At 50.6% G+C, this 12,327-nt stretch carries 21 protein-coding genes; 18 read left to right on the top strand and 3 right to left on the bottom strand.

What is annotated here, in order from left to right; all coding sequences use genetic code 11:
* Positions 1-8: 8 nt before the first annotated feature.
* Positions 9-422, bottom strand: coding sequence for a secondary thiamine-phosphate synthase enzyme YjbQ (locus tag RBT11_08920; protein ID MDX9786885.1), 414 nt, complete (start codon positions 420-422; stop codon positions 9-11).
* Between the two features lie 103 nt (positions 423-525).
* Entirely contained in the window at positions 526-843 is a 318-nt protein-coding gene (locus RBT11_08925) for a TusE/DsrC/DsvC family sulfur relay protein (GenBank protein MDX9786886.1), read from the bottom strand.
* Positions 844-1,061: 218 nt separating this feature from the next.
* On the opposite strand from RBT11_08925, the gene miaA reads away from it, so the two are divergent.
* The 7 genes from miaA (at position 1,062) to RBT11_08960 (ending at position 5,465) form a co-directional block, all read left to right on the top strand.
* Positions 1,062-1,997, top strand: a complete 936-nt coding sequence (gene miaA, locus RBT11_08930; GenBank protein ID MDX9786887.1) for a tRNA (adenosine(37)-N6)-dimethylallyltransferase MiaA — start codon at positions 1,062-1,064, stop codon at positions 1,995-1,997.
* Positions 1,998-2,010: 13 nt separating this feature from the next.
* On the top strand, positions 2,011-2,655 hold the full coding sequence (locus tag RBT11_08935; GenBank protein MDX9786888.1) for a TIGR04282 family arsenosugar biosynthesis glycosyltransferase: 645 nt from the start codon (positions 2,011-2,013) through the stop codon (positions 2,653-2,655).
* Positions 2,656-2,803: 148 nt separating this feature from the next.
* Entirely contained in the window at positions 2,804-3,058 is a 255-nt protein-coding gene (locus RBT11_08940; GenBank protein MDX9786889.1) for a glutaredoxin family protein, read from the top strand.
* The gene (locus RBT11_08945; protein ID MDX9786890.1) at positions 3,058-3,387 is read left to right on the top strand and encodes a ferredoxin-thioredoxin reductase catalytic domain-containing protein; all 330 of its coding nucleotides are present in this window, start codon (positions 3,058-3,060) and stop codon (positions 3,385-3,387) included. The genes RBT11_08940 and RBT11_08945 overlap by 1 nt, the downstream gene beginning before the upstream one ends.
* A 107-nt stretch (positions 3,388-3,494) precedes the next feature.
* Complete coding sequence (locus tag RBT11_08950) at positions 3,495-3,716, top strand: hypothetical protein (GenBank protein MDX9786891.1); 222 nt, start codon at positions 3,495-3,497, stop codon at positions 3,714-3,716.
* 97 nt (positions 3,717-3,813) lie between these two features.
* Positions 3,814-4,995 (top strand): citrate/2-methylcitrate synthase, encoded by a 1,182-nt coding sequence (locus RBT11_08955; GenBank protein ID MDX9786892.1) that lies wholly within the window; start codon positions 3,814-3,816, stop codon positions 4,993-4,995.
* Between the two features lie 26 nt (positions 4,996-5,021).
* Complete coding sequence (locus tag RBT11_08960; GenBank protein MDX9786893.1) at positions 5,022-5,465, top strand: transcriptional repressor; 444 nt, start codon at positions 5,022-5,024, stop codon at positions 5,463-5,465.
* A 17-nt stretch (positions 5,466-5,482) separates the two neighbouring features.
* Here RBT11_08960 and RBT11_08965 read toward each other — a convergent pair whose 3' ends face one another.
* A complete protein-coding gene (locus RBT11_08965; GenBank protein MDX9786894.1) occupies positions 5,483-5,845 on the bottom strand; it encodes a hypothetical protein in 363 nt (120 codons plus the stop codon).
* A 542-nt stretch (positions 5,846-6,387) separates the two neighbouring features.
* Here RBT11_08965 and RBT11_08970 point away from each other — a divergent pair.
* The 11 genes from RBT11_08970 (at position 6,388) to RBT11_09020 (ending at position 12,325) form a co-directional block, all read left to right on the top strand.
* Complete coding sequence (locus RBT11_08970; GenBank protein ID MDX9786895.1) at positions 6,388-6,540, top strand: hypothetical protein; 153 nt, start codon at positions 6,388-6,390, stop codon at positions 6,538-6,540.
* A gap of 48 nt (positions 6,541-6,588) precedes the next feature.
* Positions 6,589-7,164 carry a rubrerythrin family protein gene (locus RBT11_08975; protein ID MDX9786896.1) on the top strand — a complete coding sequence of 192 codons (576 nt, stop codon included), beginning with the start codon at positions 6,589-6,591 and terminating at the stop codon, positions 7,162-7,164.
* A gap of 46 nt (positions 7,165-7,210) precedes the next feature.
* The gene (locus RBT11_08980; protein MDX9786897.1) at positions 7,211-7,585 is read left to right on the top strand and encodes a desulfoferrodoxin; all 375 of its coding nucleotides are present in this window, start codon (positions 7,211-7,213) and stop codon (positions 7,583-7,585) included.
* 120 nt (positions 7,586-7,705) lie between these two features.
* Positions 7,706-8,143 carry a flavodoxin domain-containing protein gene (locus RBT11_08985; GenBank protein ID MDX9786898.1) on the top strand — a complete coding sequence of 146 codons (438 nt, stop codon included), beginning with the start codon at positions 7,706-7,708 and terminating at the stop codon, positions 8,141-8,143.
* Positions 8,144-8,178: 35 nt separating this feature from the next.
* Positions 8,179-8,379: a hypothetical protein gene (locus RBT11_08990; GenBank protein ID MDX9786899.1), complete on the top strand. Its 201-nt coding sequence runs from the start codon at positions 8,179-8,181 to the stop codon at positions 8,377-8,379.
* Positions 8,380-8,592: 213 nt separating this feature from the next.
* A complete protein-coding gene (locus RBT11_08995; protein MDX9786900.1) occupies positions 8,593-8,943 on the top strand; it encodes a cytochrome c3 family protein in 351 nt (116 codons plus the stop codon).
* Positions 8,944-8,960: 17 nt separating this feature from the next.
* Positions 8,961-9,929 (top strand): NAD(P)H-dependent oxidoreductase, encoded by a 969-nt coding sequence (locus RBT11_09000; protein ID MDX9786901.1) that lies wholly within the window; start codon positions 8,961-8,963, stop codon positions 9,927-9,929.
* Between the two features lie 36 nt (positions 9,930-9,965).
* Entirely contained in the window at positions 9,966-10,127 is a 162-nt protein-coding gene (locus RBT11_09005) for a rubredoxin (protein MDX9786902.1), read from the top strand.
* Positions 10,128-10,278: 151 nt separating this feature from the next.
* The gene (locus RBT11_09010; GenBank protein MDX9786903.1) at positions 10,279-11,463 is read left to right on the top strand and encodes an FprA family A-type flavoprotein; all 1,185 of its coding nucleotides are present in this window, start codon (positions 10,279-10,281) and stop codon (positions 11,461-11,463) included.
* On the top strand, positions 11,460-11,651 hold the full coding sequence (locus tag RBT11_09015; GenBank protein ID MDX9786904.1) for a ferredoxin: 192 nt from the start codon (positions 11,460-11,462) through the stop codon (positions 11,649-11,651). The genes RBT11_09010 and RBT11_09015 overlap by 4 nt, the downstream gene beginning before the upstream one ends.
* Positions 11,648-12,325 carry a hypothetical protein gene (locus RBT11_09020; GenBank protein MDX9786905.1) on the top strand — a complete coding sequence of 226 codons (678 nt, stop codon included), beginning with the start codon at positions 11,648-11,650 and terminating at the stop codon, positions 12,323-12,325. Before RBT11_09015 ends, RBT11_09020 begins: the two co-directional genes overlap by 4 nt.
* The last annotated feature ends 2 nt before the right edge of the window (positions 12,326-12,327 follow it).

A 12,327-nucleotide genomic window follows, 5' to 3' on the forward strand; every position in this document is an offset into this window, starting at 1 on the left:
GCAAGAAGCTAATTTGCTCCCGAAGTAATGTTGCTGTCGATAAAGTTCAAATATACTTGCCGGGTTCGGGGACCGTCAAACTCACAGAAAAAGATACCCTGCCAAGTTCCCAACAGCAAGGCGCCGCCCTCAATGGCGATCAGCTCGCTGGCGCCCACCAGGCTCGCCTTTACATGGGCGGGGGAATTGCCTTCCAGATGTTGGAAAGGCGCTGTCCGGGGAACTATCTTGTTGAGCGCCATCAGAATGTCCTCAGCCACACAGGGGTCGGCACTTTCATTGATCGTAACCGCCGCCGTCGTGTGCGGCACATAGACCATGCACAACCCCTTATCAATTCCAGCAGCGCGAACCTTGTTCCCTATTTTATCGGTAATATTTATTAGTTCGGTTTGTTGGCGGGTCTTAATCTCAAGAATCATCGGTACATCCCTTCCGATAAGGGATCGTGATCGAAAAAAAAGGCCCTGCACTTACAGCAGGGCCTTTTTCAGTATGACGGCACAAAACAAATCACATCGTAACTTACACACACCCGGTCGGTTTCGGTAGACCGGCCATTTTACAGGCTCCCTTGCCGGGGCCTGACGGAAACAGTTCATAAATGTGTTTGAGTTTAAAACCGGTTACCTTTGAAAGAACGCGAACCATGGGGGCAATACCGTTTTTCTTGTAATAATCCTGCAACACATTGATGACCTTCCAATGCTCTTCGGTCATTTCATCAATGCCTTCTTCCTTTTTTACATACTGTACCCATCCCGTCGTCCATTTTGTAAAGTCGTCGATGAAACCGTCCTCATCAACCCCAAATTTTTCTCCCTGAAATTCGACTTCTGGCATTTAATAACCCTCCTTTATGTTATAATATTTTGTGGGGCATACAGCCCTCAGTACCTCGGAGTGCAAATAAGTATGATCTATTAAATGATCCCTTATCGCTTGTCAATACGAAAAAACCAACCGCTTGCCCGTCTACCCGAAATTTCGGTTTGCTTGGCATCATGATTAAAGGTTATAATAAATATTTATAAATTTAGATAGAAGGGCCCATCTTTCGAATGACCCATCACACGCTTTTTAAACAAAAAATTATTATTATTGTCGGCCCCACCGCAGTGGGGAAAACCAGAACCGCGATCGATCTTGCGTTAACATTCAGTGGAGAAATCATAAACGCCGACGCCATGCAGATTTACAGGCGAATGAATATCGGCTCGGCAAAACCGACGTTTGAAGAAACCACGCAAATTCCCCATCATGGCATCGATATCATTGATCCGGATGAACCCTTTGATGCAGCCCGGTTTGAACAATCGGCTCGGCATGATATTGATGCACTATTGCAACGCGGCGTTCTCCCCTTTGTGGTCGGCGGTACCGGTTTGTATATTCGCGCGTTGCTTTACGGGTTGTGTGACGCCATTTCCGCTTCTCCTGAGCTGCGGGCCAATCTGCAAGCCGAAGCCGATCAAAAAGGCACTGCGGCCTTGTACGATAGGCTCTCGACCGTGGACCCGGAATCTGCCGCAAAAATTCATCCAAACGACAAGATCAGAATCATCAGAGCCCTTGAGGTATTTCTTCTGACCGGCACCCGTTTGTCCCGCCATCACCAGGCGCATCAGTTCAAACAAAGCGCTTTTGACTTTCTGAAAATCGGCCTTCATTTGGATCGGGAAACGCTTTATGATCGAATCAACCGGCGAACGGATGCCATGATATCCGCCGGGTTGGAAGCAGAGGTTCGCTCCCTGCTGGCGTCGGGCTATGCTTCATCGCTCAATGCCATGCAGTCCATCGGTTATCGTCATGTGGTGGATTTTCTGGAAGGCAGGCTGGATTGGCAAGAAGCGGTCCGTACCATGAAACGGGACACCCGTCGTTACGCCAAACGCCAGATGACCTGGTTCATGAAGGAACCGGACATTTGCTGGAAAAGACCGGATGAAATAGCCGCCATGCGCGATTTGATTCGGGCGTTTATCCATCAATAGGGAGCCTTAAGCCATGTCGCCTTTCGAGGCCGTTCTGGTTTTTCTGCGAGCACCGACTCTCGGCAAGGTGAAAACCCGGCTGGCAAAGCATCTGGGTGATCCGCTCGCCTTGCGCCTGTATCGGCGCTTCGTCACGGACACCCTTGAAACCGTAAATACACTAAAGCTTCCCGTACGAATCTGTTTTGATCCCCCCGGTGAAGAATCCGTTTTAAAGGCATGGCTGGGCGAAACTTACGAATACTGGCCCCAAAGCAACGGCCATTTAGGTCAAAAGATGGCCGCGGCATTTGAGCGGGCTTTTGACGCCGGGATGAAACGGGTTCTCTTGATCGGCACGGATATTCCGGACTTACCGGGCCGGTTTCTGTTGGAGGCGCTAAATGCGCTTTCATCCCGCGCCGCGGTGATCGGCCCGGCCGAGGACGGCGGGTACTATCTAATCGGCTTTTGCGCCACTGGCTATTTGCCGGCCATATTCGAAGCGCTTCCCTGGGGGTCCGGCGAAGTATTGGCAAAAACCCTAGCTATTTTTCAAAACCACCACAGAACCGTCCATATGCTGCCAACCTGGCGGGATATCGATGACGATGAGGATCTTATCGCTTTTCTTAAGCGAAATCATGTGAATAAAACTCCTGACACCCTTGGCGCTTGAAATTGAATCGGCGCGCAAATTCATCACAAGGATGAAAAAGGTAAAAGAAATGTCCATGAAAGCCCCCTTTACGGACATCGCCCACCCGTGTTATATATAAAAAAAACACGGCATCACTTGACGTCACGCATGAAGAAAGGATTTTGACATGACCACACCAGCTGTCAAGCTGTATTCTCTAAGCACTTGCAGCCACTGCAAATCAGCCAAAAAATTCCTCGGGGACTGCACGATTAAATATGAATTCGTGGATGTGGATCTTCTGGAAGGTGATGAGCGCAAAGCCATCCTTGAAGACGTCAAGAAATTCAACCCCAAGTGTTCGTTCCCCACCATTATTATCGGGGAAAGGGTCGTTGTCGGATTTAAGGAAAATGAAATCAAGGAGGCGCTCGGACTATAATGGACGCAACCCGATTATATGAAACGTTAAAGCCGATTCAGGAGGCCAAGGGGTATTACTTTAATAAGGACAAGGACCGCGTTTTCGACCTGCTCGCGGCCCTGCTGATCAACAAAACGCGATACGGATATATGGGCTGCCCTTGCCGGCTCTTATCAGGAGACCGGGAACAAGACAAGGATATCATCTGCCCGTGCATTTACAGAGCACCGGATGTGGCCGAGTTCGGCAGCTGCTACTGCAACCTGTATGTCAATGAAGACTGGAATGCTGGAAATATTCCGCATGAATATGTACCGGAACGAAGACCGCCTGAAAAAATGGTTTAGCCCGGAGCCATTTTCTTGACATTGATCCACCCAACTCTCATTTTTAATGAGAGATTGGGGGATTTATCCTGCGATTTAACTTAATTCGGATTTAAGGAGAAACCACCATGAGTGAACCAACAAAAAAACTGACACGGGTGTGCAAGTGCGAAAACTGCGGGAATGAGGCGGAGATGGTCGTCACCTGTTCTTTGGAGGATGCGGGTACATCCCATGAACACCGCGGGAAAAAGGCGCCCCCCTCGGAAAAACCGGCGGACGGGAAGGTCAAAGGCACCGCCACTTGCACGCATTGCGGTAACGAAGCCGATATGTGGATTGATCTGTAATGATGGTTGCGTTCGAAAACCGGCTGCCTGCCACAGGCAGCCAAAAGGCATTTTTTAGGTTTGTTCAGCGGCCATTCGGTAGCGAAAGGATCGGCGAATGACGACAGAAACAAGTGGAATCAAAAATACCGGACTTAGGGGCGTTACGGTCGCCAGCACCAAGATCAGCGACGTTCAGGGGGATGCCGGAAAACTCATCTATAGAGGCTATTTGGTTCAGGCGTTGGCCGAGAACGCCTCCTTTGAAGAAGTCGCCTATTTGTTGCTGAAAGAGAAACTGCCTACCGCGAAAGAGCTGGCCGAGTTTAAAGCGCAGCTTTCTTCCGAGCGGTTTTTACCGGAGGCCATGATAACGGCACTTAGAACCATTCCGGCCAATGCCCTTCCCATGGACGTGCTTCAGGCCGGTATTTCCATGTTGGCGGCTTTTGATGCCGATACGCGGAATTTTTCCCGGGATGCCTGCGTCCGAATGGCCGTCCGACTGATTGCCAAGGTCGCCGTAATCGTGGCGGCATGGCATCGCATTCGAAACGGCAAGGTGCCGATAACGGCCTTGAATGAGCTGGGTCATGGCGCCAATTTCATGTATATGCTTACCGGTGAAAAGCCGAAACCTGAGGTGGGCCGTTTCATGGATAAAGCGCTCGTGCTGCATGCCGAACATTCCTTTAACGCCTCCACCTTTGCGGCCAGGGAGGTCGCCTCTACCCGCGCGCATATCTATGCAGCCACTTCCGCGGCGGTAGGCTCCCTGTCCGGCGAGCTGCACGGCAGCGCCAATGTTCGGGTCATGGAGATGCTGCTGAAAATAGGCGATTCGAGCCGGGTCGAGGCCTATGTCAAACAGGAACTTGAAGCCGGCCGAAAATTAATGGGCCTGGGACATGCGGTATACAAAACCGATGACCCCAGAAGTTTTATTCTGGCGCCCATGGCCCAAAAAATGGGAGAGCTGGCCGGTGAGACCAAATGGTACGATATGGCCAAACGGTTGGAAGTTGCCGGCAAGGAGGCCTTTAGAGGTAAAAAGGGGCGTGAAATCTATGTCAATGTCGATTTTTACAGCGCCCCGCTGTATTATGCCATGGGCATACCGGTGGATCTATTCTCCTCCGTATTCGCGGTATCACGGGTTGCCGGCTGGGTTTCCCACGTGTTGGAAGAGCAGTTTGCCGATGCGGCGCCTAAGGCCATGCTATACCGGCCGGAATCCGAATATATCGGCAACTACTGCGGTCCTGCGGAGTGCGAGTTTATCCCTCAGGCGGAGCGGTAGTGTCCGCTCGAAAAATGGGTATATTGATGAATTTTGCTAACCGGGCCGGGCTCAGAATGACACGACAACGAAAAGTCATTCTCGAAGAGCTTCAACACATGATGACCCACCCCAGCGCAGAAGAGGTCTATGACGTGGTTCGTAAACGCCTTCACCGCATCAGTCTGGGAACCGTGTACCGGAATTTGGAAATTCTGTCTGAATTGGGAGAAATCACCAAACTTGAATTCGGCGGCACCATCAAGCGGTTCGACCCCAACCCCGAAGACCATTACCATATTCGTTGCAGTTTATGCGATAAGGTGGTGGACGCCCCCATGGCGCTGCTTGATCATGTTGAAGCGCATCTGAGCAAAAAAACCGAGTTTAAAATTATCGGCCATCGGCTCGAATTTTACGGTCTATGCCCGGAATGCGCCGCCCATATGATCTCTCCAGGGTTGAAGAAGCTGGAAGAGTTGAAAAAATAACCATCGGCATAATGTCGTTATGCCCGGACATTGAGTGCGCCTTGAAGCCATTCCCGCAACTCACCGTCCACGGCATACACCCCCTTGTTATAACCAACGGAATTTAAAAACCGTTCGCCGATTTCGGCGGGCAATTCGATGCCTGCCAATTCCACGGCCTCATCGGAGTTTCGGCGAATCAAGTAGATGACTGGGATTTTACCCCAGGTATTGACCACAAAATAATACGATACATCATCCCTGGAACGGATCACGAAGTTGCTGTGCGCCCAATTATTTCCCCATTCCAGGTAAAGACGCACCGCCTCTTCGGGTGTCATATGCCAATCTATTTGATTGAGCAGGCTTTTGTCATTTCGAATATCATCGATGGTCATCATTGACGCTTCTCCTTTTGTTAACCAACCAGCGAGCGAATTCAATGGCATGAGAAAAAAGGGGGATTATTAAAACAGCGCAGCTTGTCTTAAAGATAACAAGTGTCCGGCCCACGTCAACCAACCGCATCAACTTTAAGGGCCGCAACCAAAAAGTGTCCGTTGAATCACAAGTGTTTCAAGTTAAACCAGAGACACTCCCTGACCTATTGTTGATATAGTTATCGTTTAAAGGGGATATACTCCGATCCTTTTTATTCCTGTAAACAATCGGGCAGCGCACCTATCGTTCATGTGTCTCATGATGGCATATTTTCGTTACGCATGAGGGGTGGCCTTCATATTTTATAATAAACATGATATCAAGCCGTTATGATTTTTTACTTCCTTTTTTACGCCTTTGGCATGTAAATTGATTAGACTGATAGAGAAACGAATCGCGTTTCGTATAAAAACTCTTTCATACCGGCGGCTACCGGGTCAGAGGCGATTTTTTGAGACCATGCGACAAAAATATTAAACGAACACTAAGCCTGATAAACCATATGATTCGTTTGGCGGATCGGGGGGATGCCGAAAGAGAAGATGTCGGATGCGGCGTATTGTATGGCGTGCTCAGGGATGCCGGTTACAAGCTCAAGCAACTTGCCGAAAAGGAGCGCAGCGCCCATCAAAAAAAAGGGTGGTGGAATGAGTAGCCGACTTGTCTTTAATTTAACAAAAAACGAAATATGGAGGGACGAACATTGGCCAGTTTAAAAGGAACGCAAACAGAGAAAAACCTCTTAACGGCATTTGCCGGGGAATCTCAAGCCAGAAATCGCTACACCTATTTTGCCAGCCAGGCAAAAAAAGAAGGATATGTTCAGATATCCGCTATTTTTGAGGAAACCGCCCATCAGGAAAAAGAGCACGCCAAACGGCTTTTCAAGCTTTTGGAAGGCGGCGAAGTCGCAATCACCGCCGCTTTTCCAGCCGGCGTCATCGGATCTACCCTGGAAAATCTTCTGGAAGCGGCAGCCGGGGAGAATTACGAACATTCGGACATGTATCCTTCCTTTGCCAAAACAGCCAAGGCAGAAGGATTTTCCGAGATAGCCGCGATGCTTGAATCCATCGCTGTAGCAGAAAAATACCATGAGGAACGTTATCGAAAACTGGCCGCCAACATCAAAGCGGGCAGCGTCTTCAAAAAAGACAAGCCGGTCACCTGGCGGTGCCGCAACTGCGGGTATACCCACGAAGGCGCCACGGCACCCGATGAGTGCCCGGCATGCGCGCACCCTCAGGCGCATTATGAATTAAAAGATGATAACTATTAACCCATTCAAATTTTATGGACACGTTTAACGACAAAAGGAGGAAATAATGGCGACAAGACACGAAGTATACAAATGCGAGGTATGCGGCAATATCGTGGAAGTAACCACCGGTGGCGGCGGTGAACTCGTTTGCTGCGGTGAAAGCATGAAGTTGATGGTTGAAAACACGGTTGATGCGGCCAAGGAAAAACACATTCCCGTCATCGTCACGATGGCCGATGGCGTCACCGTGAAGGTCGGCACCGTGGCCCATCCCATGGAAGCCAAGCACTATATTGAATGGATTGAAATTATTGCCGACGGGAAATCCTACAAGCAGTTTCTGAAACCGGGGGATGCGGCGGAAGCAACCTTCAAGATAGAGGCCAAACAGGTAACGGCCCGCGCTTATTGCAACTTGCATGGTCTTTGGAAAGGATAAGCCGTCTGTTTTCTGATAATGCCCGTCCTTGGGGCTAAATAAAAACGGAGAGCATCCCCATGACAAACTGGAAATGTGAACACTGCGTGTTCATGATTGAGACGGATGCGGAGGAATTGTATGAGCAAGGCATTGGTTGTATGCGCCACCAGAACTGGAGAAACGCAAAAAATCGGAGAACTCATTGCGGAGGGCCTGCGAATGGCGGGCATGGAAGCGGTCGTTAAAAATGTCAACGACATTAAAACGGAAAACGACCTGAAAGGCTATGCCGCGCTTGTTCTGGGGTCAGCCACCTACCACGGCAAAATGATGCAGAACATGGAAAAGGTGTTGTTCCTTGGAGAAAAGGCCGGGCTGGAAGGCATCGTCGGCGGCGCGTTCGGCGCGTTCGGATGGAGCGGGGAAGCCCCGGATCGAATCTTTGCGACAATGGCCCATATTTTTAAAATGAAAATGGTTAACAGCGCACTGCGCCTAAAATCATCATCCCTGGGCGGCGGTATCGGCATGGCTCAGAATTACGGGCGGGAAATTGCCGCACAGGTTAACCAATAACTCCCTTAAGTTTATATTATAAAGGAAAGCACATCATGACGGATGCAACTCAACATTGCCCAGGGTTTCAGGCAAACAAAAACCTGAAAACATTTAAATGTAAATGCAGTGTCTGCGGTATGGAAAAGGAAATCTTTTCCGATGAGATGGACCGGACACATCACTGTGCCTGCGGCGCTCAACTTGACTTCAGCAAATGCCAATTGGACGGCCAGGCAGGCGGCGTCACCCCTTGATCCGGCGTCATCGGTCGCTTAAAAAGCTTGAGGGCGTAAAAGCGAAGGGCTGACAGCTAAAGACGAAAGGCCAGCAAACATTGGGATAGGTGCGAGCGGCGGTTTTCCCGTTCACGCTCGCACCCCGTTGGTTCAATATGTGCGCCACAAAACACATGGAAACCAGATTAAACGGGCTACTCATGCTACGCAACCGTATTTTGGAGAATGAATGTGTTGAAGCAAATTGTGTTTTTTTTTCTGGTCACGATGGCTTGGATTCCTTTGGCCGCACCGGTGGGTGGCGTTGAAAACAAAGGCGCGGAAGAGATCGTAATCCCTTCCGGCAAACGCGGAGATGTCCCCTTTCCCCATCGTCAGCATCAGGACAAATTGCAGGACTGCAACATCTGTCATGGCCTTTTTCCCCAAATTCCGGGCAGCATCAACACGTTAAAGGCGGAAGGCAAACTTGCCAGCAAGCAAATCATGAATAAACAATGCGTCAAATGCCATCGGGAAAAGCGCCAGGCCGGAGAGCCTTCGGGGCCGATTTCTTGCAACACATGTCATGATCAGGAATAACTTCAAAGGAAAAGCAAATGTTTATCGTGGGTTTACAGGGCAGCCCCCGGCGCAAGGGAAACACCAGTCACTTATTGTCTCTGTGCATGGCGGAAGCCGCTCGCGCGGGCGGCTTGACCCATACCGTCGAGGTCGATAAAGGGCATATTCTGCCCTGCAAGGAATATCTCGTTTGCGATAAAAAAGGGTATTGCCCCATCGAAGATGATATGAAACATGAGATCTATGCCCTGCTCCGCCGGGCCGATATCGTTCTCATGGCGTCTCCTGTCTTCTTTTATAATGTAACCGCTCAACTTAAAGCGCTCATTGATCGCTGCCAGACCTTCTGGGCAAGAAAATACCGGCTAAAGCTTAGAGATCCGGGCGCCGGTGCGCGTAAGGGCGCCATGCTTGCCGTTGCGGCCACCCGGGGAAAAAATTTATTTGAAGCGATCGATCTCACGGCAAAATACTTCTTTGACGCCTTGGACGCCACTTACGAGGGCAGCCTGACTTACAGGGATGTGGAGCATGCCAAGGACATGGCAACCCACCCCACGGTGACTGCGGATGTCAAGGAATTCATGGCGCGGATATTAAAGCCGTTTATCGGCCGCAAACGCATCCTGTTTGCCTGCAGGGAAAATGCCTGCCGAAGCCAAATGGCCGGCGCCTATGCGAAAGCATTGGCGGCCGACCGCCTCGAGGTACTGACCGGCGGCAGTGAACCGGCGAAGACAGTCAACCCGGAAATGCTCAACGCCATGGCGGAGGACGGCATCGATTTGTATTTCCGGACCCCTCAATCCATCGAGACGGCCATGCAAGAAGCCATGCCAGAGCTGGTCATCACCATGGGCTGCGGCGAGAGCTGTCCGTTCATTCCCGGCGCGAAGCGGATCGATTGGGATCTGCCGGATCCCGCGGGTAAATCCCCGGAATTCATGCGGCAAACACGGGATGAAATCAAAAAAAGAGTTGTCAAACTAATTGCCGAACTATAAATTCAGTGTAAAAAAAATGGAAAAGGAGAAAAGCGCATGAAAAAATATGTCTGCTCAGTCTGTGGCTATGTCTATGACCCCGAAATAGGAGATCCTGATAACGGCGTTCAACCCGGAACTTCATTTGACGATCTGCCGGACGACTGGGAATGCCCGATCTGCGGCGCTTCAAAAGATGATTTTGAGCCGGAAGAATAACAGAAGCCGACCTGGATCAATCTTTTTTCGTTTCTGTTGGTAAAAGCCCTACCTGCTGCGACCCGGCAAAAAGGGCTTTTATTCTAAATGCCAGCATGTGTTTATGCGGGAAAGGGCGTTTTCGCATCGCATTTGGGTAAATGAGGACATCATGAAACCGATTCAAATTGCAGAAGGCATATACGATGTCGGCGTGATCGACTGGAACATCAGGGACTTTCATGGATACGCCACCCAGTTTGGAACCAGCTATAACGCATTTCTCATCGTGGATGAAAAGATTGCACTAATCGATACCGTCAAAAAAGAATTCTCCGATCAGCTTTTGGACAACATCGCGCAGATCATTGATCCCAAAAAAATCGATTACATGATCAGCAACCACACGGAGATGGACCACTCGGGCGCACTGGACCGCATCATGCACCGCATCGGGGAAGACAAACCACTCATCTGCTCCAAAATGGGCGCCAAAAATTTGGCCAGACATTTTTTGCAAAAATGGAAGTTTCAGCCCGTTGCCAGCGGAGACACCTTGAGCCTGGGCAAAAAAACCCTGACCTTTCTGGAAACCCGGATGATCCACTGGCCGGACAGCATGTTCACTTATTTAAGTGAAGATAAGATCCTGTTTTCCAGCGACGGCTTCGGTCAACATATCGCCACGCACGACAAGTTCGATGATGAGATCGGGGATGCCGTCATGTCCCATGCCAAAAAATATTTCGCCAATATTTTAATGCTATACGGGCCATTGATTCTTAAGTTACTGGACCAGGTCAAAGACCTCGGCCTTGAAATCAATATGATCTGCCCGGACCACGGCATTCTCTGGCGCAAGGATCCGGGAAAAATCATCGAGGCCTACGGCCGCTGGAGCCGGCAGGAAAAAACGAAAAAAGCAGTGGTCGTTTATGATACCATGTGGCACAGCACCGAAGAAATGGCCCATGCCGTTTCCGAAGGGCTGCACGCCGAGGGCATCACGGTGGTTCCCATGCATTTACGCAAATGGCACCGCAGCGATGTGATGACCGAGGTGCTGGATGCGGGCGCGGTGATTGTCGGATCTCCGACCCTGAATAATAATGTGTTTCCGACCGTAATGGACATGCTTACCTATATGAAGGGGCTTCAGCCCAAAAACAAGATCGGTGCGGCATTCGGCTCCTACGGCTGGAGCGGCGAGGCCGTCAAGCTGATCAACCGGGAGCTTGCCGCCATGGACATGCAACTTGCGGACGAGGGCCTTCGCGTTCAATACATACCGGGAAAAGACCATTTGCAACAATGCTACCAATTGGGGCGAAAAATCGGCAAGGCGCTGGCATCATGAAGCGCCCGGTCGTGGAGTTAAGCGAGTGCATTTTATGCGGCGTTTGCGTGGATGTCTGCCCGGAAGTGTTTACCTTGAGCGACGCCGGATACATTACCGTGGCCGAGTTGACGACTTATCCGGTTTCTCAAGTGGATGATGCCATCAAAAACTGCCCGGCCGATTGTATTTTCTGGGAGCAGGCGTGACGCGACAATTAAAAGAAACCATCCGGGGCCTTCTTCAGCACTCCCCGCTGGAGAACGCCCTTGAGCAGATTCGCGACATGCCGGCCCGTCAAGCGATCAACCCCCTTTTTTCATTTCTCTACAGTACGGAAGCGCTATTTAAATGGCGTGCCGTAACCGCCATGGGAGAAGTCGTCTGTCATCTTTCAGAAACGAATTTGGAGTCCGCCCGCGTCATCATGCGCCGGCTCATGTGGAACCTAAACGATGAATCCGGCGGCATCGGCTGGGGCTCAGCCGAAGCCATGGGGGAAATCATGGCGCGCAACGCCCGACTGGCAAAAGAATATGCCTCGATTCTATCCTCTTATATTCAACCGGATGGCAATTATCTGGAAACACCAGGTCTGCAACAGGGTGCCATTTGGGGCATCGGGCGGGTAGCCCATGCCCATCAAGGGCTGATGGATGGCGCCGCACCGTTTTTGGTTGCGTTCATGACAAAGGCCGATGCACAGAGCCGGGGCTTGGCTGCCTGGGCCGCAGGTCCCCTGCGCGCTCAAATCACCCGAATTCCCCTTTCCAAATTGACCCGGGACATGGAAACCGTAGAGATTTTCTGGAATGGAACCCTTCGAAAAAAAACCATCGGCGATTTGGCCTCAGCCGCTCTGATGTACTTGTCAGGTTCATAGCC

The sequence above is a fragment of the Desulfobacterales bacterium genome, from assembly GCA_034003325.1.
Classification (GTDB): Bacteria; Desulfobacterota; Desulfobacteria; order Desulfobacterales; family JAFDDL01; genus JAVEYW01.